Annotated in this window: 23 protein-coding genes and 5 pseudogenes; 12 read left to right on the plus strand and 16 right to left on the minus strand. The window is 62.8% G+C overall.

Going from position 1 to position 22,918, the window contains the following annotated elements; translation table 11 throughout:
* Positions 1–85: pseudogene (locus AC2FNJ_RS05395) on the plus strand (integrase); the annotation flags it as partial.
* 27 nt (positions 86–112) lie between these two features.
* Here the strand turns inward: AC2FNJ_RS05395 and AC2FNJ_RS05400 are convergent.
* Together AC2FNJ_RS05400 and AC2FNJ_RS05405 are read right to left on the minus strand one after the other, a co-directional pair.
* Positions 113–265 (minus strand): annotated as a pseudogene (locus tag AC2FNJ_RS05400) (BrxR family helix-turn-helix transcriptional regulator); the annotation flags it as partial.
* Positions 266–422: 157 nt separating this feature from the next.
* Positions 423–626, minus strand: coding sequence for a helix-turn-helix transcriptional regulator (locus AC2FNJ_RS05405; RefSeq protein WP_496763059.1), 204 nt, complete (start codon positions 624–626; stop codon positions 423–425).
* Positions 627–861: 235 nt separating this feature from the next.
* On the opposite strand from AC2FNJ_RS05405, the gene AC2FNJ_RS05410 reads away from it, so the two are divergent.
* Entirely contained in the window at positions 862–1,116 is a 255-nt protein-coding gene (locus AC2FNJ_RS05410) for an addiction module antitoxin (RefSeq protein ID WP_496763060.1), read from the plus strand.
* A 517-nt stretch (positions 1,117–1,633) separates the two neighbouring features.
* On the opposite strand, the gene AC2FNJ_RS05415 is transcribed toward AC2FNJ_RS05410, so the two are convergent.
* Genes AC2FNJ_RS05415 through AC2FNJ_RS05425 form a run of 3 tightly spaced genes read right to left on the minus strand, consistent with a single transcriptional unit; the run spans position 1,634 to position 5,027 of the window.
* A complete protein-coding gene (locus AC2FNJ_RS05415) occupies positions 1,634–2,551 on the minus strand; it encodes a plasmid partitioning protein RepB C-terminal domain-containing protein (RefSeq protein ID WP_496763061.1) in 918 nt (305 codons plus the stop codon).
* Positions 2,548–3,456, minus strand: coding sequence for a plasmid partitioning protein RepB C-terminal domain-containing protein (locus AC2FNJ_RS05420; protein ID WP_496763062.1), 909 nt, complete (start codon positions 3,454–3,456; stop codon positions 2,548–2,550). Before AC2FNJ_RS05420 ends, AC2FNJ_RS05415 begins: the two co-directional genes overlap by 4 nt.
* Positions 3,456–5,027, minus strand: a complete 1,572-nt coding sequence (locus AC2FNJ_RS05425) for a recombinase family protein (RefSeq protein WP_496763063.1) — start codon at positions 5,025–5,027, stop codon at positions 3,456–3,458. The genes AC2FNJ_RS05420 and AC2FNJ_RS05425 overlap by 1 nt, the downstream gene beginning before the upstream one ends.
* A 246-nt stretch (positions 5,028–5,273) precedes the next feature.
* Between AC2FNJ_RS05425 and AC2FNJ_RS05430 the strand changes: the two genes are divergently transcribed.
* The 3 genes from AC2FNJ_RS05430 (at position 5,274) to AC2FNJ_RS05440 (ending at position 6,239) form a co-directional block, all read left to right on the plus strand.
* Positions 5,274–5,585: an XRE family transcriptional regulator gene (locus tag AC2FNJ_RS05430; protein ID WP_496763064.1), complete on the plus strand. Its 312-nt coding sequence runs from the start codon at positions 5,274–5,276 to the stop codon at positions 5,583–5,585.
* 83 nt (positions 5,586–5,668) lie between these two features.
* The gene (locus AC2FNJ_RS05435; RefSeq protein WP_496763065.1) at positions 5,669–5,923 is read left to right on the plus strand and encodes a ribbon-helix-helix domain-containing protein; all 255 of its coding nucleotides are present in this window, start codon (positions 5,669–5,671) and stop codon (positions 5,921–5,923) included.
* 4 nt (positions 5,924–5,927) lie between these two features.
* Entirely contained in the window at positions 5,928–6,239 is a 312-nt protein-coding gene (locus tag AC2FNJ_RS05440) for a type II toxin-antitoxin system RelE/ParE family toxin (RefSeq protein WP_496763067.1), read from the plus strand.
* 649 nt (positions 6,240–6,888) lie between these two features.
* Here AC2FNJ_RS05440 and AC2FNJ_RS05445 read toward each other — a convergent pair.
* A pseudogene (locus AC2FNJ_RS05445) lies at positions 6,889–7,374 on the minus strand (IS21 family transposase); the annotation flags it as partial.
* Between the two features lie 145 nt (positions 7,375–7,519).
* On the opposite strand from AC2FNJ_RS05445, the gene AC2FNJ_RS05450 reads away from it, so the two are divergent.
* From AC2FNJ_RS05450 to AC2FNJ_RS05475, 6 genes and pseudogenes are all read left to right on the plus strand, one after another.
* The gene (locus AC2FNJ_RS05450) at positions 7,520–8,332 is read left to right on the plus strand and encodes a hypothetical protein (protein ID WP_496763068.1); all 813 of its coding nucleotides are present in this window, start codon (positions 7,520–7,522) and stop codon (positions 8,330–8,332) included.
* Positions 8,326–8,781 carry a toxin-activating lysine-acyltransferase gene (locus tag AC2FNJ_RS05455; protein ID WP_496763069.1) on the plus strand — a complete coding sequence of 152 codons (456 nt, stop codon included), beginning with the start codon at positions 8,326–8,328 and terminating at the stop codon, positions 8,779–8,781. Before AC2FNJ_RS05450 ends, AC2FNJ_RS05455 begins: the two co-directional genes overlap by 7 nt.
* Before the next feature lie 91 nt (positions 8,782–8,872).
* Positions 8,873–9,055, plus strand: a pseudogene (locus AC2FNJ_RS05460) (cupin-like domain-containing protein); the annotation flags it as partial.
* Positions 9,056–9,903: 848 nt separating this feature from the next.
* Positions 9,904–11,307 (plus strand): M16 family metallopeptidase, encoded by a 1,404-nt coding sequence (locus tag AC2FNJ_RS05465; protein ID WP_496763071.1) that lies wholly within the window; start codon positions 9,904–9,906, stop codon positions 11,305–11,307.
* Positions 11,304–12,665, plus strand: a complete 1,362-nt coding sequence (locus tag AC2FNJ_RS05470; protein WP_496763072.1) for a M16 family metallopeptidase — start codon at positions 11,304–11,306, stop codon at positions 12,663–12,665. Before AC2FNJ_RS05465 ends, AC2FNJ_RS05470 begins: the two co-directional genes overlap by 4 nt.
* Positions 12,662–13,018 carry a hypothetical protein gene (locus AC2FNJ_RS05475; RefSeq protein ID WP_496763073.1) on the plus strand — a complete coding sequence of 119 codons (357 nt, stop codon included), beginning with the start codon at positions 12,662–12,664 and terminating at the stop codon, positions 13,016–13,018. The genes AC2FNJ_RS05470 and AC2FNJ_RS05475 overlap by 4 nt, the downstream gene beginning before the upstream one ends.
* Here AC2FNJ_RS05475 and AC2FNJ_RS05480 read toward each other — a convergent pair.
* The 10 genes and pseudogenes from AC2FNJ_RS05480 to napF form a co-directional block, all read right to left on the minus strand.
* Positions 12,975–13,154, minus strand: a pseudogene (locus tag AC2FNJ_RS05480) (helix-turn-helix domain-containing protein); the annotation flags it as partial. The gene AC2FNJ_RS05475 and the pseudogene AC2FNJ_RS05480 overlap by 44 nt on opposite strands.
* 109 nt (positions 13,155–13,263) lie before the next feature.
* Positions 13,264–13,512, minus strand: a complete 249-nt coding sequence (locus AC2FNJ_RS05485) for a hypothetical protein (protein WP_496763074.1) — start codon at positions 13,510–13,512, stop codon at positions 13,264–13,266.
* 349 nt (positions 13,513–13,861) lie between these two features.
* Positions 13,862–14,119, minus strand: coding sequence for a hypothetical protein (locus AC2FNJ_RS05490; RefSeq protein WP_496763076.1), 258 nt, complete (start codon positions 14,117–14,119; stop codon positions 13,862–13,864).
* A 13-nt stretch (positions 14,120–14,132) separates the two neighbouring features.
* Positions 14,133–14,831: a NapC/NirT family cytochrome c gene (locus AC2FNJ_RS05495; RefSeq protein WP_496763077.1), complete on the minus strand. Its 699-nt coding sequence runs from the start codon at positions 14,829–14,831 to the stop codon at positions 14,133–14,135.
* Positions 14,832–14,860: 29 nt separating this feature from the next.
* The gene (locus tag AC2FNJ_RS05500) at positions 14,861–15,298 is read right to left on the minus strand and encodes a nitrate reductase cytochrome c-type subunit (RefSeq protein ID WP_496763078.1); all 438 of its coding nucleotides are present in this window, start codon (positions 15,296–15,298) and stop codon (positions 14,861–14,863) included.
* Positions 15,299–15,310: 12 nt separating this feature from the next.
* Positions 15,311–16,225, minus strand: coding sequence for a quinol dehydrogenase ferredoxin subunit NapH (gene napH, locus AC2FNJ_RS05505; protein ID WP_496763080.1), 915 nt, complete (start codon positions 16,223–16,225; stop codon positions 15,311–15,313).
* Positions 16,222–17,040 (minus strand): ferredoxin-type protein NapG, encoded by an 819-nt coding sequence (gene napG / locus AC2FNJ_RS05510; RefSeq protein ID WP_496763081.1) that lies wholly within the window; start codon positions 17,038–17,040, stop codon positions 16,222–16,224. Before napG ends, napH begins: the two co-directional genes overlap by 4 nt.
* Positions 17,041–17,068: 28 nt before the next feature.
* A complete protein-coding gene (gene napA, locus AC2FNJ_RS05515) occupies positions 17,069–19,561 on the minus strand; it encodes a nitrate reductase catalytic subunit NapA (RefSeq protein WP_496763083.1) in 2,493 nt (830 codons plus the stop codon).
* Positions 19,558–19,851 carry a chaperone NapD gene (locus tag AC2FNJ_RS05520; protein ID WP_496763085.1) on the minus strand — a complete coding sequence of 98 codons (294 nt, stop codon included), beginning with the start codon at positions 19,849–19,851 and terminating at the stop codon, positions 19,558–19,560. Before AC2FNJ_RS05520 ends, napA begins: the two co-directional genes overlap by 4 nt.
* Entirely contained in the window at positions 19,848–20,363 is a 516-nt protein-coding gene (gene napF, locus AC2FNJ_RS05525; RefSeq protein ID WP_496763087.1) for a ferredoxin-type protein NapF, read from the minus strand. The genes AC2FNJ_RS05520 and napF overlap by 4 nt, the downstream gene beginning before the upstream one ends.
* Positions 20,364–20,811: 448 nt before the next feature.
* Here napF and AC2FNJ_RS05530 point away from each other — a divergent pair, with 448 nt between their 5' ends.
* Positions 20,812–22,884 (plus strand): hypothetical protein, encoded by a 2,073-nt coding sequence (locus AC2FNJ_RS05530; RefSeq protein ID WP_496763089.1) that lies wholly within the window; start codon positions 20,812–20,814, stop codon positions 22,882–22,884.
* The last annotated feature ends 34 nt before the right edge of the window (positions 22,885–22,918 follow it).

A 22,918-nucleotide genomic window follows, 5' to 3' on the forward strand; every position in this document is an offset into this window, starting at 1 on the left:
CCTTGGGTGGAAGACGCCGGCGGAGGTCTTCCGCGAGAAGATGATGGAAGAGATGGGCCAACGCCCCTACCCTCAGAAGGAATAGGAGTCGCAGTTCAAGTATCGCTCACAAGCGGTTCAGGTCGGTGGACGCCTGGTTCACCGAAACCCCGAACTGGTCCATCAGGTCGCTGCGGTTCACATGTCCCTCCCAGAACAGGCGGAACTCTATGAACTCGAGGCGCTGCTCGACGCCCCAGCGAAGTTCCGACCTGTCGTTGTCCATCACGCTCTCCCGGTTCGGGCGATGCGCACGATAACTATGCGCGCCCATTTACTGGGCCTGAGCCGAGGCTAGCCGAGCCGGGAAGGTGGCGCAATCGAAAAGCGTCGCAAATCAGAGCCTTGGAGCGACGCCGCACGTCGGGAGGACGAGGTCTGCGTCACCGGGCCGGGAGGCTCTGATCGAACGTGGCGTTCAATACGTCGCGTTCGAAGGCCTCGATATCGGCGATACGATAGACGACTCGGCCTCCGATCTTCATGTATGCAGGGCCCTCGCCAGCCCAGCGCCAGCGTTCCAAGGTTCGGTGCGAAATGGTCCAGCGTTCCGCCAGTTCTTTCTGGTTCAAGCAGGTCGGTTTCATCATCGTCTCCTTTCTCGCAACTCACAGCGGTTGCAGAGAGACGAAGGCGTGAAAGAAAAAGAGAGGCAAGTCAGTGTCTTGAGGCGCCCTGCGCATATAACACAAGATTGGTGAGGGCTGGCAAAGCCACACGGCGCTCAGGGACGGGCTCGTGGCAAACTCGTCGGTCTCGCGCCGCGCTTGCTCCGGGAGCGATTTTTGTCATCCTGAGCATGGATCAGTAGGGGAGAGTGCCATGCCTCGCGAAATCACGGTTGCCGTTCGCGTCAGCGACGATCTCAGCGAATTCGTTATGAGCATGGTTGGCCCAGATGGGGCCTACGATAACGCCAGCGAGTACATCCACGACCTTATCCGCCGCGACATGGAACGGGCCAGCCGTCAAGCCTCGGAGGGCTTGGGGGCCGAGCTCAAACGCGTCTTCGCTGCGCCGGAGGAGAGTTACACGCGGTTGACGGCAGCCGAAGTGATCGAGCGGAACCAGACCTGATGCGTTGGTGATCTGTACCACTTCGACGTAGACGTGCGAACTGGCAAGTGTAAGACAAGATCTCACTGAATTCGATTTCGCCGGGGCGCGAACGCAGGGCGACTCTGAGCGGAGTTTTTGCGTATCGCCTTCCCTCCGATTTCGCGGGACTACGATAGGATTCACAGCAATAACCGATGACTACGATTCCCTTTAGAATCATGCGTTTGAAAGTCTCGGCCGGACACTTTGCTCCTGCTTTGTATTTGCTTTGATCGTGTTCTGTTCAGCCGCAACCGAGTAGTAGCGAGAAGACATGGCGGGTGGGCGTGCCGAAGTTGCCCGGCCTCCGGCACGCCCCGTTGGAACGCAGCCACGAACGCGGCTGCGCGGCCGGCGAAAACTCAAGCCGGCCTGGTGGGCCCCGAGCGGGTTCGCCGCCATCTCCACCGCCGCGCTCGATCCGGCCCACAGTCCGGCGTCTCCCGCGGTCCCCGCGCTTATCGGGGCCGGGTCCCCATCAACTCTGCCGCGCCGGCTATTCCGCCTCGGCCGGCATGACGGAGTCCATCTCGGCAATCGTCTGAAACTCGGACAGGAATTCGGGGCGCGTCTGCATGAGGTAGCGAACGACCCTGGCGTTGCCGAGCAGCTTGCTGACGTAGGCCTTGATGACGGTCAGATGCAGGTGATCCTGGCCGTAGGTGTCCTGAATCGAGGCGATGCCCTCCTGCAGGCGGGCGAGTTCCTGCTCCATGCGCGCCATCGCCTCCGGCGTGATGCCTTTGACCTTCTTCGGCTTGGACGACTCGACCAGCTGGGCCTGCGGCGTCCCCGCGATGATCGCGTTCACGTAGGCGACGGAATAGTTGTTCGCGTTGACCAGCAGTTCGGCCGCCTCGATTTGGCGCATGGTCGTCATCTTGCGCAGCGCGTCGAACACCGCGCCGGTCGCGGGCTTGTCTTTCAGGATCCCAACCGCTTCCTCGCAGATGCCGTCCAGAAGGCGCACCTTGCGCCGGATGCTGCTCATGTTGAGATCGAGCGCGAGCGCGATCTTCTCCTCGGGCACGCCGCGCTCGATCGCCTTTCGGATCATCTTGTGTTCCTGGATCGGCGCAAGGCGGCTGACCTGGCGGTTGTAGGTGAAGGCCTCATCGTCGGTGGAGACCAGACACTCCACTTCCTGTTCGCCGGCATCCTTCAGCGCCTCGATCCGAAGATGGCCGTCGAGCAGCAACCAGGTGGCGGACTTGTCAGGGTTCCGAACCACGACGGGCGGCTCGACGATCCCGATCTGGGCGATGGAAGCCACGATCTGCCGATACTTCCGGCTGGATTTTGCGGACTTCCCGAGGGCGCGGAGCGGCAGGATCGCATCGATTGGGAGCGTGACGCAGTCGTCCTCGAACCCGAGCGTGACGCTCTTCGGGGTGTCGCGTGCTTCGCGCTTCATGCCGGAGCCCCGTCGGTCACGGGCCGCGCAAGGTCGGCGGGCATTGTCTCGAGCCCCTCGGCCCTGAGCAGGGTCATGAAATGCTCGTCCGCGCAGAGCTTCCGGAACGCCTCGCGCACGAACATCAGCCGACTCTGGGTTAGCTCGGCCTTTTTGATAAGCAGCTTCTGGCGCGTCGCCTCCTGCTGATACGCCCGCACAAGGCCCTCGCTCGTGAGCGCCCGTTTCGGAGGCTTGCGTCCGAGTTGGTTGCTGTGGATCTGCGGGCCGCGCAGTTCGCGTTGCTGGATCAGGCGGCGCACGAGCGCCAACTTCCGGCCGCGCAGCTTGTTCTGGGTGTAGGCGTCCATGAGCGCCTTCTGCGCGCCCTTAGCATCGGTCTTGGAAATCTGGATGGCGAGGTTCAGCGGAAGAGTTCCGGTTTCCACGGCCGAGACCAGGCGCTCCTCGCCTTTCTCCAGCAGTCCGGCGATCATGTTCACGTACTCGTAGGACACCCCGATCTTTTCGCCGATCTGGCGGTCGTTGTAGCCGCGTTGGCGAAGCGAGCCGATCTCGCGCATCAGATCGATCGGGTTGTGCTGCCGCCTGGCGCAGTTCTCCACGAGGCTCATGACGAGGCAATCGCTCTCGTCGGCTTCGATTACGATGGCCGGGATATTGTCCTGCTTGAGTTCGATGAAGGCCTCGAGGCGGCCCTGACCGCAGACGAGGTCATACTCCTGAGGATCAGTCGCGGCGCGGGGTGCCACGGTGATCGGGCGCTTCAGGCCGATGCGTGCGATGTTTTCCACCATCGCCTCGAAGGTGCGACGGTTGCGGACGCGGGGGTTGAGGATCCTGATCCGGTCACAAGGGATGAGGGTCACCTGTTTCTGGCTGGTCAGCTCCGTGTCGTCGGGCATCACGCCACCTCCGCGATCCTCGCCCGCGAGGCGAGCGCGTAGAAGAAATCGAGCGTGTCGAACCGGTACGCATCGAGCGCGAGCCCGTTCTGCTCGGCGAATTTCAGTTTCCCTAAGGTCATGTCGATGCTGGGCAGCACGTAGTAGTCGCGCGGCGCCTCGTTCACCTCGTCCATGCGCACGGCGATGGTGATGTCCGGTACAAGGCCAGTGTCGAGGCGGATGCGCCAGCGCACCGACCCGGCTGCCGTGGCGCTGCATCGGGCCAGCACGATGGACACGGTGAACTCGTCGTTGACGCGAACCAGATCGGTGTCGGGGTCTTGCACGGCCGACCCGCCGTGCCGTGTGACCCCGGCGATGATTTCGGCCACGACCTGCGGATGCGCCTGCCGCAGCGCCCGGTTCACCTCGATGTAGCTGTAGTCGCGGTCCGGCTCGTAGCCGATCAGCTGGTAGGCGCGCAGCAGGCTGCCGAAGCGGCTGCGATAGGCGCTGGAGGACGGCAGGTCATCCTCCTCGTCGATGATCAGGCCCGACAGCACGCCTTGCCGCTTGAGGATCGCGCGCAAGGCATCGAGCAGTTCCTCGTCGGAGAAATGGCGGCTGCGGGCGTCGACGATTTCTCGAGCCCGCAGGAAAAGGGCCTTATCGACGATAGCCGGGAATGCGCCCTCCGCCCGGATCCACATATCCCGAGGGTTCACGACACGGCGCTGCTTCAGCTTGAACGACACCTTGTTGAAGACGTTGTTCCCAATGTACTTCTCGTTGGTCAGCACCTGATGGACGGTCGCCCGGGTCCACGGCCGGTCGAGATCGGTCCGGTGACCTTCGGCGTTCAGCACCTCCGCGATCTCGCGCTCGGGACGCCCCTCGTTCACGAACATCTCGTACATGCGCTGAACGACCCGCTGCTCCTCCTCGGGGCCGGGGACCAGGATCACGCGGTCGGTCTGGAGGCTCTTCTGCTCGCCGCGAGACAGCTCGCCCTTGGGGTTGCCGTGCTCGTCGATCAGCACGCGCCGCAGCCCGTATCCGGCGGCGCCGCCCTGACGATAACCGAGCTCCACGAGGCGGCACTGCCCGGCGAAGACCTTTACCGACAGCTCGCGGCTGTACTCGCCGGCCATCACGCGCTTCACGGTCTTCAGGAGGTTCGAGCCGATGCTGCCGTCGTTCTCGAACTGCTCGCCGCAGTAATGGACCCGGATGCCGGCGCGGGAGCAGACGTGCTCATGATAGGCGCCCTCGTCGGCGTCCTGAAATCGACCCCAGCGGCTGACGTCATAGACGAGAATGGCCTTGAAGTCGGCCTGGCCGGATTGAACCTCGGCCATCAGGCTCTGCAACGCCTCCCGGCCATCGAGCCGCAAGCCGGATCGCCCGGAGTCCTCGAACGTCCGCAGGATCGTGAGGCCACGGGCTTCGGCATACTTGCGAATGACGTCCAGCTGGTTCTCGGTCGAGTACTTCTGGTGGTCTGTCGACATCCGAACGTAGGCGACAGCGGGTACGTCTTGTTCGGCCGCCGTGCTACCCGTTCCGGTGTTGACGCTTTGACCTGCCATTCACCGTGCCCCTGTTCACTGCGCAAAGCCCCGGCAAGCCCGTTGCGGGTGCCGAGCTGTGCCTCGGCGGGTGGCGAGGCACAGCGGCCCTCTCATGCGTCCATGCGCCGGCGTTTCGGTTCTGCCGTTCATTTTCCTCACCTTCGGAAGTGCGGATGCCCGCCGCAGCTTTCCGGACCGGCCCGTCACGGGCACAGACGGATTCTGCGGTTTTCATGTCTCTCCAAACATTTAGCGGAGAAACACATGAAGATGCGGGTGAAGATGGGCACAGTTGTGCCGAAGATGGGCACATTTGTGCACCCAGAGGAGGTTCCGGCCGACTACCGCGCCGCCGTGGCCATGGCATTGCACGCGGAGCTCGGATCGACCCACCGGGCGATCAAGTACGCCATGAGGTGGACGGGGGCCAGCGAGCGGACGGTGAAATACTGGTTCGCGGGCGAGCGTGGGCCGAACGGCGAGCACCTGGTTTCGCTCGCGCGGCATTCGGACGTTGTGCTGGTTCTGCTGCTGACGATGGCAGATCGCCTGGTTTTCGAGGATGGAGAAGGGTAGGCAGAACCGCCGCCTGGCGAGCGGGCCCTTGTTTCGTGTTCAATATTGGTTATCTTAAACACACGCGATCAAGGGAGAGCGCCATGTCTCGGACCACCACCATGACCGTGCGCGTCAGCGGCGCGCTCAGCGAGTTCGTCGCGACCAATGTTGGCGAGGACGGCGACTACGAGAACGTCAGCGAGTACATCCGAGATCTGATCCGCCGCGACAAGGAGCGCGTCGAGCGGGAAGCCTTCGACCGGCTGAAGGCCGAGTTGAACCGCGCGTTCGCGGCCCCCGAGGAGAGCTACAAGCCGCTGACCGCCGCCGAGGTGATCGCCCGGAACCGGACCTGAGCGCATGGCGATCCGGGTCCAGGAGGCGGCGTCCGTCCGGCTCGACGAGATCTACCGATACACCCGTGAGACGTGGGGCGAGGCGCAGGCCGAAACCTACATCACCGGCTTGTTCGCCGCATTCGAGCAGATTGAAACGCGCGGTGTGCATTCGCGGGCCGTGCCGGCCGAATTCGGAGTGGAGGGGTATTTCTTCCAGTACGAGCGGCATTTTGTGTATTGGAGGCACCTCTCGAACGGCGATATCGGCATTGTCACGATCCTCCACGAGCGGATGCACCAGATTGATCGTTTCAAGGAGGACTTCTTCGGATAACGTTTCTCGCAGACCAGTCTCCAAGGCCTTGAACCGGCAACGGCGGACAAAATGCTCTTGGTTTGTATCCGTTTTGATCATGCTTTGTTTTTCCAGCAGCGTAAGCAAGCGCAGGCACGGGTGTTGAACAGAACCTCCTTGGATTCGCCGATTTCAGAATAGATCCCGGTCGCTACTTCCAGCAGAGTTTTCAGGCGTTCCGTCCCCTCCGCCACTTGCCCTCGCGAAAGCGTTCTCCCGATCCGGCTCTGGCCGGATTTTTCCGTTGTATTCGAAGGTTATGCGGGAGGGGCTGAGCACCTGTCCCAGTGCCAAGAGGCCAGCAATCGGTCTCTCCGGGCCGATATTCTCCGGACCTAATGACTGCGCCGATTTGGTGATCAGGTTGCAAGCGGCTGATTTCGAATGATTTTTTCAGATTCGTAGCTGAACACTTCGATGCCGGTGGCGTTCGTAAGAACGGACCGAAATCCAACGAGGCAATGACTGGAAAAGCGCTCTAGACTAGACCTCGGTCGCCTCTTGGCCTGTTGCGCCGCCTGCTTGTCTCTCCTTCTGCCATTCGTCAGCATCGAGCTCTCTTACCCGGTTGAGGAACGCTCTGTGCAAATCGTTCACCTTGGCGGCCAACCACTCGTGCTGCCGCGGCCATCCGGCTGTGGCACAGGCGGACATGGGCAACCTTCACGGTCGTGGTCACGCCATCGAGGATCACGATCTCATGGCTCCAGTCGAACTGGTAGGCTTCGCCCGGATCGAAGCTCAGCGGGACATAGGCACTGGCCGTGGCCTCCCGCGTCGCCTTCGACCAACTGGCCGCATATCGGCGCACGGCGTCATAGCTGCCGTCATAGCCGCGGTTGCGCAGCTCCTCGTAGACCCGGATCAGTGTCAGGCGTTCCCGCTTCGGCCGTCGGGCATTCTCGGCCAGCATGTCGTCCAGTTCGGGCCGCCAGGGATCAATCTTCGGACGCGGCTGCGTCGTGCGGTCATAGGTGAACTCGGTCGCGCCAGTTCTGATGACTTTCCGCACCGTGTTCCGCGACAACCGCAACTCGCGGCAGATCTGCTTGATCGACTTGCCCTCGACGAAATGCGCTCGCCTGATCTTCGCGATCGTCTCCACAACCAACATCCCCTGACTGCTCCCTCATGCTTTTGAGGAAGCTTCTGATCAGAATTATCTGGGGGGTCACTTTTGGACGCCGATCACCCCAAGATGGGGGGTCAGTTTTGCATGCCGTTCCACACCCGGGAAAGGGCAGTCGCCGCGCATTGCGATGGCTTGGCAGGGCACGGTCGATGATGTGGTTTGCCTTGCCCATGAGGCGGCCCATGCACTTCAGATCCTCCTGTCCGGGCACGAAACCATGCCGCCTGTCGCTCGTGAAACCTGTGCGTTTCTGGGTGAGCTTGCCGTAATCGGTCATGCGCGTGACCGATTCCCCGATCTTTTTGATCCCCTTTGTGCCGTCTGGAAAAGGGAGAACGAGTCTTATCTCGGCGGTGATCTCGAAGCGCTCTCCGACGCGGCCGCGAACCCTTCGACGCCGTACCATTATCACCAGAACTACCCGCTCGCGCGACTGGCCGCGGTCGAGATGTTCCGCCGCGGTCCCGGCCCTTGGTGGCACAAGCTCTTTTCGGCAGGGCCGGACGCGATGCGGTGCCTGCCGATCAAGGCCTTGGCAAGCCGCAATTGCGACCTGGCCAATCATCTCCCGCCACTACCCGAACCCGATGCCGACAGGCCTGCCATCGAGGCCTATCGCAGCCTCGGGGCCATGGCCCTTCTCGATATCGAACATTGGCACGACGAATCCGAAAAGCGGATTGCAGACTACTGTACAGCGCTACTCTACCACATGCGGGAACGAACGGCCTTCGTCGCGCTCGACGCGGATCGCAGGCCTATCGGATACGCCACTTGGGAACATTCGCCGGGCGCGAATTCCATCACCCTGACACGGCAGGTCGCGCCTTTCGGTGACCAACTTCTATTGCAGAAGACCGTCGAGCGGCGTCTCGGCCAAGATGTCGTGGCGATGGCCCACCACGCCTGCGGTGCAAGGCAGGAGCGGCAGGCGTGGTGACCATAGACCATTACGCCAGTGTCGGCTACGCGCTCGAGTTGCTGGCACAATCCGAGTACCACAAGCAGTTCAAGCTGGGCGACTATTTCCGGGTCGAGATACTGCCGGCACTATGGTTCGGGCAAGCGCGCGTCTATCTCACGAAAGAAGGATTCCCCACGGCGATGGTCACATGGGCGTGGCTGTCGAAGGCAGTCGAGCGCGACGTGCATGCCACCGGCAGGGCCTTGCGCTACGACGAATGGAATTGTGGCGCCCGGCTCTTTTTGAACGACTGGGTTACGCCTTACGGCAGCACTCGCGAGGTCCTGCGCGACATGATGCATAACGTGTTCCCGAACGAAACGGTGGCGACCAGCCTGCGTCGCAACGCCGATGGTTCGGTGCGACGGATCAACCGCTGGACCCGAAATGCGGCCCGGAGCCGTCCGAGGGAGGCGGTGGCATGAACCTTGACTTTTTGCTCGCTCCCTTGCTTCCCAGGAAGCTGCCAAAGCTGGCTTCGTTGATTTTTCAAAGGGGGAAGGCCCGCAACAACGACCATCGCTGCTGGTTTCGCCCCGAGGCCCCGGCTTCGGCATCTACCCGAAGGCACGCGCGGCCAAGGCATTCCCGGTTGTCCTGGCTCCCGGCGGGTTGTCGGTTCAGCCGACGGGTTGGTCTCACCACATCCAAGCCTTGGATAGCCAGACAATTTCGGTGAGCCATTTCTGGCGCCATTGAGCGCCGATGCAGGTTTCGCCCTGGCCACCGAGCTTGGGCGAAAGTGGGTGAGGAAAGGGTTCAGCTTCCCTCACCCGATTGAGCCGCCGGGCAGGAAAACCCGGCAGACAGCTACGCGGCAAGGGTAGCATGCCCGCGCTGCACAAGGAAGGAAGACAGGAAGATGTCTGAAGATCTTGAGAACGCGGTAACCGATCTCTACAGCAACGTCAGCTTCGGTGGCGGTGGCGGAGGGGGCGGTGGCGATGGAGCTGGCTACGGAGCGTGCGTTGCCGCGGCGACGCAAGCAGGCTCGGAAATCGGGAGCCGAGGTGGGGCCAGAGGTCGCGTCGGCGGGGCTGCGGTAGGAGCAGCAGTGGGTGTTGTCGGATGCGGCGCTGTAGGCCGGGCGTTCGACGGTCCGTCCTATGCCGAGATGAGCAATGCCAGAGGCCGCGGTTACGTTGATCGCTCAGCAGAGCCGTTTTCCGGCCCACGGTAACTGACGAGATACATCCAAGAGACTTGGCGGGGCCATCTGCCCCGCCATCCACAGGAGAAGAAATGAAAATCGTTCCGTACCTGATAGATTTTGCAATACTACTGATCGGCTTTCAGGTTCTTTCATGGCTACTTCGGTCAGGGACAGAGCTTTGGTCGGCAAGAAACATCTCATTCGTCCTTTTTGCCATGGGCTACTTTTTCCTGAAGGAAAAGATTCTCAGGAAGTAACTGGCTGGAGCAGGAATGGGTCCTGACCTCAACGCGCGGCGTATCGGTCTGGTCGCAATGGACGATCTCTGTACTCCTACGATCCTTCGCGAAGACAGGGTCGAGGAGATGCTGTATTTGCCGAAGGGTCTCATTCAATGTGGACTGTCAGGAATTGGCTGTCGTTTGAGAGAATTGGCCTAAGTCTTGCAAAAGTCTACAATTTTATTGGTGTTGAATTGAGATTTAGCGCATTCGTCCGCAAGTTCGCCGCGGTTCTTTTCGTATTGGCCTGCGCCTTCGCTCTTGTCGGCAACGTCATCCCGTTACGTGATGAAACGACTTCAGCGATTACTCCCTGGCTCGTGGATGCGCCAACACCAGAGCGTGTGGAAATTCATGTCGTCTTTCCTCAGGGCGACCGCGCCAACCCGCTCAGCTTTCACTACCTTGAACACCTGGTTTGGCTGAACGCCGTGGGTACGGGTGAGCGCACCGCGGCCCGCCATTCCAACGCCTGGACGAAACGCATATCGCTTGGCTACTGGCTGTCTGGCCAGTCGGAGGATTTGGCCGAAATTCTGGATACGCTCTCCGGCGTCTTCAACCCCATCACCCTCTCGGGCGACTTCGCCAGGGAGGAGCGGGACATCGTTCTGCGCGAATACGAGATGCGCGTGGCGGGCAATCCGGACGTCCAGGCCGGTGTCAAGATGGATGCGTTCCTTTACCAAGGCAATCGCGATGCGCTGTCGCCGCTGGGCACGCCTAAGAAGATTGAGAGGCTGGACTATGATAGCGCCCGCGCGCTGCACGATGAAACACACCGGCCCGAGCTTGCCCGTTTGGTCGTCATCGGTGACGTGACCTCGCGGCAGGTCCGGCGTGCGATGCGCGCGGCGGGGTGGCCCGAGTCGGAAGGCGATCGATCCGAGTTCGCACCCCCGCCTTTCAATCTCGCCGCGCCCGCCTCGACCACATTTCATTTCCCGGACCTCGATGCCACCCCGCGCCTGATCTGGCGGCGGGTGGTGACGCTGGCCGAACCCGTGCAATTCGACCTGCTCGAAGCGCAGGTGGCCCTCTTGAGGGATATTCTGGATACCAACCTGCCGGGCGGGCTGGCCGGGCCGTTGCGCTTTGACGCCAGCATCGCTCGCAGTTTCGACGTACAGATTTGGCCCATCGACGAGGACAACGTCGAGATCAGCTTTGCCGCCGAGCCGGATCGCGGCGTGTCGCTGGACGAGTTGCGCAGGGCCTTCGAGACCTCGCTTGCCGGGGTAGCAGCAACGGGAGTTCCCGATACAACATATTCGCGCGTCCTCAAGCGTTTCGAGGGTTTCTGGCCCGATTGGTCGGACGCCGATGAAACCGCGCGCTGGACGGCAAGCTATGTTTTGCGCCGGGTATCTGCCCTGCGCGATCCGCTGTCTCAAGACGCGCTTGTGCATCTGCGAGACCAACTGTCGCGCGAAATCAACAACACAATTCTTCGTCAACTCGCGGGCGAGGGCCGCACGGCCGTCGCCATGATCGGACCAGAGGAGCATTTCGAATGACACGCATGCTGATTGCCCTGTCTCTTGCCTTGGCGCTGGCGGCCTGCAACCCGGGAACCACCGCCAGCCGAGAGACCAGCCCCGGCGGGATTGAATACACCCTGCTGCATCTGCCGGAGAACAACTACGTTTCGATCCAGGCAGCCTGGCCCAGTGACTGGGGCTATCGCGCCGGTGTCAACCAAGCCGCGCCTTATGTGGGGGCGCAACTGATCCTCGCTGGCGGGGCCGACGACTATCCGGCCGGTGAAGTCGTGGAAACCTTCGCCGATCTGGAGGCGCAGGGGCAGCTTTTCATCGCGGCGGTCGATCACGTGATCGGCGAACTCACGGCGAAAAAGGAGAACATCGCCCAAGTCGTTGAGATCGCGGGCGCTCACCTGCGCGCTCCGACTCTGGAAGAGGCCTGGTTCACGCGTATCCGCGATCAGATCGACCAGCGCATGACCGAGGCGCGATCGCAGCCCGCGCATGTGAGTTTTGATGCCGTCCGCTGGGCTATTTTTGGGGATCAGCCCTTGCGCAATGCTCTGTCGCTCGATCAGCCCGGACTATTCACGCGGCTGACGCGCGATGACGTGGTCGCCTGGCACCGCGAGACATTCACACGTGCGCCCGACGCAGTCGTCGTCTCCGGCGACCTGACGGCGGAGAAGGCCGGCGAGCTTGTCGATGGCTTGTTCGACGGACTGCCTGAGGCGAACGGGACGATCAACCGTGACGCGCAAGCCGATTTCGCGCCCAGGCGCATCCTGCTGCACATGCCCGATGCCAACGTGGCGTTCCTTGCCTTCATCGGCCCGCTTCCACCGACCAGCAAGGGTCAGGAGATGGAAGATCTGCTGCTCTTTGATGCGCTCGGTGGCGGGGAAAACAGCATGCTGTTCGACGCCGTCCGCACGAAGCTTCGGGCAAGTTATGGGTTCGGAGCATCCTTCGCCAACTATACACGTGACTTGCGCATCCTCTTCATGCTGGGCGAGGTCGAGGCCGCCAGACTTGTCGATGTCGAGCGGGTGGTACGCAACGCCTATGCCGAATTCCGCGACAAGGGACCCGAGGACAGGCTTGAGGACCGCACGGCCGACCTGCGCTCCCGTTTTGCGGAGATGTCGAACTATGCGGTCGACATTGCGCGTTCGGAACTGCAAAGCGCACTCGATGGCTTCGCGCCCGGCCGCGCGCTCACGATCGCGGACGAACTCGACACGGTCAACGGTAACAGCCTGCGCAAGCGGCTTTCCACAGCCTTTCCCGTGGCAGACGGTTTGATTGCCATCGCGGTGTCGCCTGACGCGGATGCGTTGCCTGGTGCCTGCGTCATCGCAGCGCCCGAGCAGGCCGTCGATTGCCGATGAAAATACGAAAGGCCGAAGGCGCGGGCGAGATACCGCTCTCCTGGTTCGGGCGAACTCTCTGGAAGTTCACGCCGCTATATGTGGAACTGGTTTTCCTGGCGATCTGCCTGCGTTTACTCGGGCTGGTCGAGCCTTTTATCTTTCAGGTCATCATTGACCGCATCCTGCCATTCCAGCGCGAGGCGTCGCTGGTCGTCGTGGTGGCGATTTTCGCGGCTGTCAGCCTTTTTCAACTCGGGTTCAGTGTGTTGTCCCAGCTTCTGGGGATGCTGACGGCGAACAGTGTCACGCGTGAGTTCGGCGCGCGCAGGGATCAATCTTCGGATGCGGCTGCGTCGTGCGGTCATAGGTGAACTCGGTCGCGCCAGTTCTGATGACTTTCCGCACCGTGTTCCGCGACAACCGCAACTCGCGGCAGATCTGCTTGATCGACTTGCCCTCGACGAAATGCGCTCGCCTGATCTTCGCGATCGTCTCCACAACCAACATCCCCTGACTGCTCCCTCATGCTTTTGAGGAAGCTTCTGATCACAATCGTCAGGGGGGTCACTTTTGGACGCCGATCACCCCAAGATAGGGGTCAGTTTTGCATGCCGTTTCACACCCGCGCCATTCTTGGCCTCAAGGGTGAGGACAGGGTTGCCTTCTGATGACTGCCGAGCAGCCCAAAAACCCGCTGACCGTGACATTCACCTGTTCGGGTCAGGCGACCGGAAAGATGCGCAACGACCTTTAGGTCGTGGACATCGAGCAGGTAAGCTTGGATATCCCGGGCCGCCAGCCCGGCCGCAAAATGCCCCATGATCTTTTTTAGCCATCCGTCGATCCGGGTCTGGCCCTTCTTCACCAGCTCGGTCTCGATGCTGCTGTCGCAGTCGCGGGGCTCCGCCGCCTTACTTTCCGTGTTTCACGGCAACAGCCCGCTCCGGTGAAAGATCGAGGAAGCGCTATTGAGAGTTCTTCTGTCGATGGCGCTGATGATCTCTGGCGTTCCGGTCGCCTGGGCGCGATCCTCCCCCACTGAAAAAGTCTCTTGCTTGGGAAGGCACACATGGGCGTATGTCACGATCTGGCGCGACTGCCCGCCGGAACAGCCTGTTGAAGGGTCGCCACCCGGTGCGGGCCGCATGTCCCGTGGGCATGCGGCAAGGCGCGGACGGTTGCGTAATCCCGGTGCGACCGCACCGGGATTGCGCTCAGGCCGTCGCGCCCTTCAGGCGTATCGCGGTTCCCAGGCTGCCAGCGCAGACGCCGACGATGACCGCGATGACCAGTTCCAGGGTCTCGACACGGGCGAATTGCCACCCGGCGAAAACCAGCGTTTCCAGGATGCCGACGAGTCCGCCCAACAGGGCGCCCAGCCACAATTGGCGGGTCATCATGCCCAGCGCCAGGCCCAGAATTCCCGGCAGGCTGAGCACATTGCCGCCGATGGTCCCAAGTATTTCAAGCATGTCGTGCCCCTTCTCAATCCGTCGATCTGGTCAGGTAGGACCGGATCTGATCGCTGTCTGCCGCTGCCTGCTGATGCGCACCGTCGGAGTCTGCGTTCAGTTCGGCGGTGACGTTCTGGTATTCTTCGAGATAGCCGGGCGGCAGGCGGTGGGCGATGCCCTGATGGCAGTCGATACAGGTCATGCCGTTGTCGATGGCGCGCTGGTGCTCGGATGCGGCGCGGGCTTCCTGGATCGTGAAATCCATGTAGTCGAAATTGTGACAGTTCCGGCATTCGCGGCTGTCCGACGCCTTCATCTTCTTCCACACGGCCGAGGCCATGCTCAGGCGATGCTCTTCGTATTTCTCCGGCGTGCTGATGGTGCCGGCCAGCTCATAGTAGACATCCTTGACGGCCATGATCTTGGCCTTGATCTTGTGGTTCCATTCGTGGGGCACGTGGCAATCCGAACAGATGGCACGCACACCCGAGTGGTTGTTGTAATGGATCGTCTCGCGATACTCGCCGAGGTTGGTTTCCATCGTGTGGCACGAGACGCAGAACTCTTCGGTATTGGTCATTTCCAGCGTCCAGTGAAACCCGCCCCAGAACAGGATGCCGGCCAGGAACCCCGCAAGGATCAGGAACCCTGAGCTGAATGCAACGGCCGGTGACCAGATCCCGTTCCAGAGCCGCCGGATCCAGCCGCGTTTTTCGGGGGAGTCTGCCATGTCGGTGCTCCTTTCAATCTTGCGTTGAATCAGTTGCCAGAGGATGGCTGAAAGACGTTTTCGACCAGCGGCGGCGCGTCGGCCTGCGGCACGTGACACTGATTGCAGAAGTACCGGGTGCCCGCGATCTGATCCAGCTCGTTGCCGTCGCGGTCCAGATAGTGGGTCATCGACAGGGTCGGCGCGTTGCGTTCGCCCGCCTTGGTCCAGTCGTGGCAGGACAGGCACTGGTTGGTGCGCACGTCGATCTGGTACTGCTCGATCGAATGCGGGATCAACGGCGGCTGCTGGCGATAGTTGCGCTGCATGCGCCCCTCGACCGTCTTGTGGATCTGATCGAGCGGGATGGGTTCGTCCACCTCGGCTCCCCGCAAGGTTTCCACCTGGGCTGACTGCGCCAGAGCGAACCCACTCAGGAGCAAAACAGGGATAAGGGCAATTCCGCCTGTCACGATTGATTTGTTCATTTTGGCACTCCCTTAGATAGGTCTGGCGGCGCGCGGCTCGGGCGCGACTGGATCGGAGGGTTGGGCGACGCGGTCGTCGAACCGGTGAGTAAAGGCAAAGACATCGACCGCGCAGACATCGATGCAACGGCCGCAATTCGTGCAGTCGGGCGACAGGATCAGAGGCGTGGTTCCCGGCTTGCCTTTCAGCGCGGGCGAAATCACCTGGTTCTCCGGGCAGACCGCGTAGCAATCCATGCAATCGTCGCAGGCGGCGCGGTTCCGGGCACTGACCCGCAGCAGGCTTTTCGAACCGACCAGCCCGTAGAAGGCGCCGACCGGACACAGGTGGCCGCACCAGCCGTGCCGCGCGACGAACAGGTCAAAGACGAAGATGGCCGCGATCATCGCCCAGACAAAGCCCATGCCAAAGACCAGACCGCGGTGGAGCATGGTGATCGGGTTGATCAGTTCCCAGGCAATCACGCCCGTCAGCCCCGAGACGACCAGGACCGTCGCCAGGATCCACAGGCGCGTGCCGCGTTTGGGCTGCCAGCCCTTGGGCAGGTCCAGCCGGCGATGCAGCCAGTTGGCTGCATCCGTCACCGGATTGATCGGGCATACCCACGAGCAGTAGACCCGCCCGCCGATCAGCGCATAGGCGATCAGCACGATCAGCCCGCCGATCAGCGCGGTCAGTTCGGGCCAATGCCCCGCGACGACGCTCTGCAACAGGATGAACGGATCGGTCAGGGGCAGCACGCCGAGTGTCAGCGACCCGGCCAACGTGCCTTCGACGATCCAGATCCCGAACCATGGACCCAGCAAGAAAAGGGCCAGAAAGAACAGCTGACTTGCGCGACGCAGCAGAAGAAAGCGATGCGCGCCGATCCAGCCTTTGACGTCGCGGGCCTCCTGGCCGACGGGCTTGAGGGTGCGGGCACTCATTGTCCCACCTCCGGCAGATCGTATCCCGGCGCGAACCCGCCGGGCGTGGCCAGATTGTCGGTGCCGGGTCCGGGCAGACGGTCCGGCAGGTCGATGATCCCTTCGACCACCGGCGCGCCCTTTGCGGCCTTCTCTTCCCAGCCCTTTCGGTAATGCTCGGCCGAACTGCCGCGCGCCAGGCGGGCGGGCAACACCTTGATCGCGGCTTCCGGCAGGACACAGCTTTTTTCGCACATGCCGCACCCGGTGCAGCGGTCCGCATGCACGGTCGGGATGAACATCGCGTGATGGCCCGACCGGGTGTTGTGCGCGGTTTCCAGCGTGATCGCCTCGTCGATCACGGGGCAGACGCGATAGCAGACATCACACCGCAGCCCCAGGAAATTCAGGCAGTTTTCCTGATCGACCAGAACCGCGACCCCCATCCTGGCGTCGTCGATGTTGTCCAGCCCGGGGTCCAGCGCCCCGGTCGGGCAGGCGGCGACGCACGGGATGTCGTCGCACATCTCGCAGGGGATGTCGCGGGCCGTGAAATAGGGCGTGCCGGTGGCCGCCGCGTCGGACCCGAGTTCCGCCAGCTTCAAGGTATCGTAGGGACAGTCCCGCACGCACAGCCCGCAGCGGATGCAGGCCGCCAGAAACTCCTTTTCGGGCAATGCGCCGGGCGGGCGCAACGCCTCGGCCGGGAGGGCGCGGGCGTCGCGGGCCAGCCAGGCCAGGGCCGACCCGGCAAGCACGCAGCCGCCCGCCGCCCGTGCCGAATCCTGCAGGAACCGGCGCCGTTGCGGCGAAAGGGGTTTGTCGGCAAGGGACATGCGGTACTACCTTTGCGATCCTTGCCGGTTACGCGCGCTCGACCTTGCAGGCGCATTTCTTGAAGTCGGTCTCTTTCGACAGCGGGCAGGTCGCGTCCAGCGTCAGCTTGTTGGTCAGCTGGTGTTCATCGAACCACGGCATGAAGACCAGACCGCGCGGAACCTTGTTCCGTCCGCGGGTCTCGACCCGGCTGGTGACCTCGCCGCGGCGGGTGGACAGGATGATCTCCTGCCCGCGCCGCAGACCGCGATCCTTGGCGTCCTGCGGGTGCATGTAGACGACCGCCGAAGGATAGGCACGGTGCAGTTCCGGCACCCGCCGGGTCATCGACCCCGAATGCCAGTGTTCCAGCACACGGCCGGTGGACAGCCACAGATCGTATTCCTCGTCCGGAGCTTCCGCGGGCGGCTCGTAGGGCGCAAAGATGATGTTGGCCTTGCCGTCCGGCTTGCCATAGAACTTCACGCCAGCGCCTTCCGGCACGTAGGGGTCATAGCCTTCCCGGAAGCGATACAGGGTCTCCTTGCCGTCCACGACGGGCCAACGCAATCCGCGCGACTGGTGGTAGACTTCGAACGGGGCCAGATCATGGGCATGGCCGCGGCCGAACTGGGCATATTCCTCGAACAGGCCCTTCTGCACGTAATAGCCGAAATGCTCGGATTCGTCGTTGTCGAAGCCTTCCGCCGTCTCGGACAGCGGGAACTTGTCGACGGTGCCGTTGGCAAAGAGCACGTCATACAGGGTCTTGCCGCGATGCTCGGGCATCTTGGCCAGCAGCTCTTCGCCCCAGGCCTCCTCGACGGTGAAGCGCTTCGAGAACTCCATCACCTGCCACAGGTCAGACTTGGCTTCACCCGGCGCTTTCACCTGCTGACGCCAGAACTGGGTGCGGCGCTCGGCGTTGCCATAAGCGCCTTCCTTCTCCACCCACATGGCGGTGGGCAGGATCAGGTCGGCGGACACCGCCGTCACCGTCGGATAGGGATCGGACACCGTGATGAAGTTGTCGGGGTTGCGATAGCCGGGATAGCCTTCTTCGTTGATGTTGGGCGCAGCCTGCATGTTGTTGGTGCACTGTACCCAATAGGCGTTCAACTCCCCATCCTTAAGCTTGCGGTGCTGCAACACGGCGTGGAAACCGGGCTTGGGCGGAATGGTGCCTTCGGGAACGTTCCAGGCCGTTTCGCAGATCTTCCGATGCTCGTCATTGGCCACCACCATGTCAGCCGGCAGGCGGTGGGCGAAGGTGCCGACCTCGCGCGCCGTGCCGCAGGCCGAAGGCTGGCCGGTCAGCGAGAAGGGCGAGTTGCCCGGTTCCGAAATCTTTCCGACCAGCAGATGCACGTTGTACATCAGCGAGTTCACCCAGGATCCGCGGGTGTGCTGGTTGAATCCCATGGTCCAAAGGCTCATCACCTTCCGGTTCGGGTCGGCATATTGCTTGGCCAGCTTTTCGAGCTTGTCGGCGGGAACGCCCGACAGTTCGGACGTGTATTCCAGCGTGTAGGGGGCGACCGACTCGGCGTATTCCTCGAAGCTGATGGTCTCCAGCTTGCCCGAATTCGGGTTCGCGGCTTCCTGCTGCAGCGGATTGTCTTCGCGCAGACCGTAGCCGATATCGGTTTCGGTCTTGGTGATATTGACGTGGTTCTTCACGAACTCTTCGTTCACGGCGCCGGTCTGGATGATGTAGTTGGCGATGTAGTTCAGAATGGCCAGGTCGGTCTGCGGCTCGAAGATGATGCCGTTGTCGGCCAGTTCGAACGAACGGTGTTCGAAGGTCGAAAGCACATGCACCTCGCAGCCCGGTTTGGTCAGACGGGTGTCGGTCAGGCGCGACCACAGGATCGGGTGCATCTCGGCCATGTTCGAGCCCCAGAGCACGAAGGTGTCCGCATGCTCCAGGTCGTCGTAACAGCCCATCGGTTCGTCGATGCCGAAGGTGCGGATGAAGCCCACCACGGCCGAGGCCATGCAGTGCCGCGCGTTGGGGTCGATGTTGTTGGACCGGAACCCGGCCTTCATCAGCTTGGACGCGGCATAGCCTTCCCAGACCGTCCACTGGCCGGACCCGAACATGCCGACGCTGGTCGGCCCCTTCTTGGCCAGCGCCTCTTTCCACTTCTGGGCCATGACATCGAAGGCTTCGTCCCAACTCACCGGCTCGAACTCGCCATTCTTGTCGTAGACGCCGTTCGACTTGCGCAAGAGCGGCGTGGTCAGGCGGTCCTTGCCATACATGATCTTGGACAGGAAATAGCCCTTGATGCAGTTCAGGCCCCGGTTCACCGGCGCGTCCGGGTCGCCCTGGGTGGCGACCACGCGGCCGTCCTTGGTGCCCACCAGAACCGAACAGCCCGTGCCGCAGAACCGGCAGGCGGCCTTGTCCCAGCGGATGTCCGGACCGGCCACCTGCGCATTGGCCTGACCGCCAGCCAGCGGTATGCCCGCGGCCGAAGCGGTTGCGGCAGCCGCAGTTGCCTTGAGGAAAGTACGGCGGGATTCAGAAACAGTCATTGTACGGGCCTCCTGCTGGTCGGTTGGCTGGGAGAATCGGGCCGCGGGCGCGTCTCCGCGAGATCTTCGAAATGGTGATAGGTCAGGGACAGCGAAATCACGCCGGGGATCTGATGCAGATCCATGATGGTCTCGGACGCCAGACGGTCGTCGGTGTCCTCGACGACGACGACAAATCGGCCATCCTCGGCCTCGGCGTGTACCTCGACGCCCCGGGTTTCGGTCATGGCCTTCCGCGCCGAGTCGGCACGGTCGGGCGCGACGTGAACAAGGCAGCCGCAGATGTTCATGCAAGGGCCTCCTGTCGAGGCTTGGCGTGGCGCTCGAACGCGACGGCGTTGACCGGGCACGAGGCCGCACAGGCTCCGCAGCCAATGCAGCTGTCCACGTCCAGCTCGGGTTTCGCGCGGCCGCCAAGCTGCAGCTTGAAGCGAATCGCGCCCTGGTCGCAGGCGTCCTGGCAGGTTCGGCAGCTGGTGCCGGTCATAGACAGGCAGGACTCCGGCTTGACCGACGCGCGCCAGGGCCAGTCCGGCACACGCTCGACCAGCAAAGCATCCGTTTCGCAGGTTTCGGCGCAGATGCCGCAGAAGGTGCAGGCCCCGGCATTCAGATGGACGATGGGAAGGCTGTCCGCATCCAGTGCAAGGATCCCCTCGGGGCAGGCCTGAACACAATCCCCGCACCCGGTGCACAGGTCGGAGAAACCGGTCTCGGCAAAACCCGGCGGCCGCACCGCATCCACGGTCCGGCGCAGCATCCGGGCGCGGAGAAACGCGCGTCTTGTGGTGTGCTGGTTCATTCCCTTGCGACTCGATCTTCAGATGTCACGATCACCGTTTTCCGGGTTCCTAGCAGCTTTTTTGCGACCGGAATTTGATCGAGATCATTCCGGGTCACGTCCATCCCCTTGCAACAAGCCGCCAAAGGCACCACCGCCAGACCCGGGCCGCGGAAATCGCGGCCGGACGCCGGCGCGTACCGACGTTTGGGGTTTCGATGCCGCCTGGCCGCCGCAATCGCAGGTTTCGACGGTCGGCCGGGGCGCCATCCATCGGTGGCATGGTGAAATTGGCCCGGACGGTGCTTTGCAAGCGAAATCGCCCGCCGAGCCGACGCTCCCGGCTCTTTGCTTGTTTTGGCACCGTTTGCTTCGTATAATCGTGGGGTACGAGCGAGCGGAGCCGTACCAGAGTTGCCTGCGGTTCCAGCTAGTCAGTGTGTACCCAGCGGCCCAACGGGGGAAGGGCATGAGCAAGGCGACAAGCGCAGATACCCCGTCCGGTTCGGACGATGTTGACAGTGCGGAAGCACTGGACATCTATGATTTTTTTCGTTCCGACGATTGGCAGAAAAAACTGGAGAAGGCCCGCGAACAGCGTGCGCGGATTCTGTCCGAGCGCGCGGAATCGACTGATACGGACGCGGAGCCAACGGCAAGCGCGCCTCCGCCGGACCCTGCTGCCGAGGACGAGCCGAATATCGGCGGCAAAAGCTGGCAGGAACAGTTGGAATGGGCGCGCCGGCAACGAAAGAAGGTTCTGGCCGCGCGCGGTGCTGACACCGCCGGTCAAGACGGTGCGCAGGCCGGTGGGCCGGGTTTTCGTAAAGAAATGAGAGATTTGCCGCGCGAGTTGCGTGGCTTGCAAAAAGTGCATGGCCGTGATTCCGACGCGGTGGGGAAAGACGGCGATGCGGGGACTGACCGGCAACCGGAACCGGCCGTCAGTCTTTCCCTGGCCATGGAGCATAGTGTCGCCTGGGGCGATCCCACGCCGAATCGCGCGACGGACACTCCGGCAAGCCGGGACACGCCGGACCGGCCCGATACGGTTGCCGGAGATGACCCTGCGCTCCGGCCGGCCGTTCCCCCCGTGCCTGAACCGTTCGTGCACCGGACGGTTCCAAAGGAAGGCTGGTTCAAAAAGAACGTCCGAGCGGTGGCCATTGGGTTTGCGGCCGGACTGGCCATCTCGGCGCCGATGGTCCTGGTGCTGAATTGGAGCGACTGGCGCAGCCCGGAGGTCGCTCAGCCCCCGACGCCGACGGCGGATGCGGCAGTTGCAGATGCGCCTCTGCCGAACCGGCAGACCCTCGTCGCAATGCAAGCGCCGGAGTTGAGTACGGTTGTCCCGCGGCTGAATCCTCCCGATGATGACGCAGTGACTGTGGCGCGTAGCTTGGCGGTCGAGAAATTCGACCCGCCGCCGTTGTGGCGTTGGCCGGAGACGCTGCAGACGGTTGCCCACGAGCGGCCGGAGCCGAGCCTGTTGGCGTCCAAGGCCACGGTGTTGCCGACGCCCGTGGCACAGACTCCCGCGCCCGAGACTCCGCACCTGCCCCGTGTTGCGATTGCCCAGGTCCAGCTGTTCGCGCCGCAATTGGAGCCTCGGACGGCTTGGTCCGACACGGCGGGTGTAACCGTAGGGAATTGGGACCGGCCGAGCGGTTCCGAGCGCCCGGCGATGGCCGCATCCCGCGCGCCGTCGGATAGCGCGGCCAAGGACTTGGCTGCCGCGATTGATCGCTCGGAACCTCCGGCCGTTGCCGATACCGCTGCCTTGCCCCCGCCGGCGGTTTCGACGGACTTGGCGGCGCTGATAGCCGGGCAGGATCTTTCCTATTCGGCCCGACCCGGTATCGAATCCCCATCGGTTTCAGTTTGGGCCGGGTCCGCGCCCGATTCCGACCGTCCGGTTCCGGTCAAGGTCGCCGTGCTGTCCGACACCCACGGCAGCGAGGTTGCCTTTACCGTTGGACAAGCATGGACCAGGCCGGCTCCGGTGGTGCCGGAAGCAAGCCCGGAAACGGGCGATGCGATCCTGTCCGCGGTCATCCCGCCGAACCGGCCCGGCAACGAGGGTTTGCAGCCGTCGGATAAACCCGAACCCGCCAGAGCCGTGGCAGAGCCCGACGGCGGCGAAACGGCAAGGTTCCGGCTGTTCGCGCCCGGCAGCCTGTCGGACGCGGCCGTCAATGCCGTCGCGGCGGAACTCGTCCAGACCGGGCACGACTTGGCGGACAGCGCGCGCGTCGGGTTCGGGATAAGCCGGTCCAACGTCCGTTATTATCACCAACAAGACGCAGAGCAGGCGGCGGCCCTGGCCCGAGACGCCAATGCCGATCTGCGCGATTTCACGGGATCCGGCAACAAGACCCCGCCGGGGATCGTGGAATTGTGGCTGGCCGGCGAGAGTTCCAGTTCCGGCGTGGCGGTGTCCAAACCGAAGCCGGTCAAACGCCGGGCAAGCGCACCGCCCAGGGATGTCGCCAAGGAACTCCGCAACCAGGTCATTCAGAAGTTGAGGAGTGCGAGCAATTAGAGACGATTTCCAGCCGCAGATCCGTGATCGCCCG

Source organism: Ruegeria sp. BHSB196, assembly GCF_059613135.1.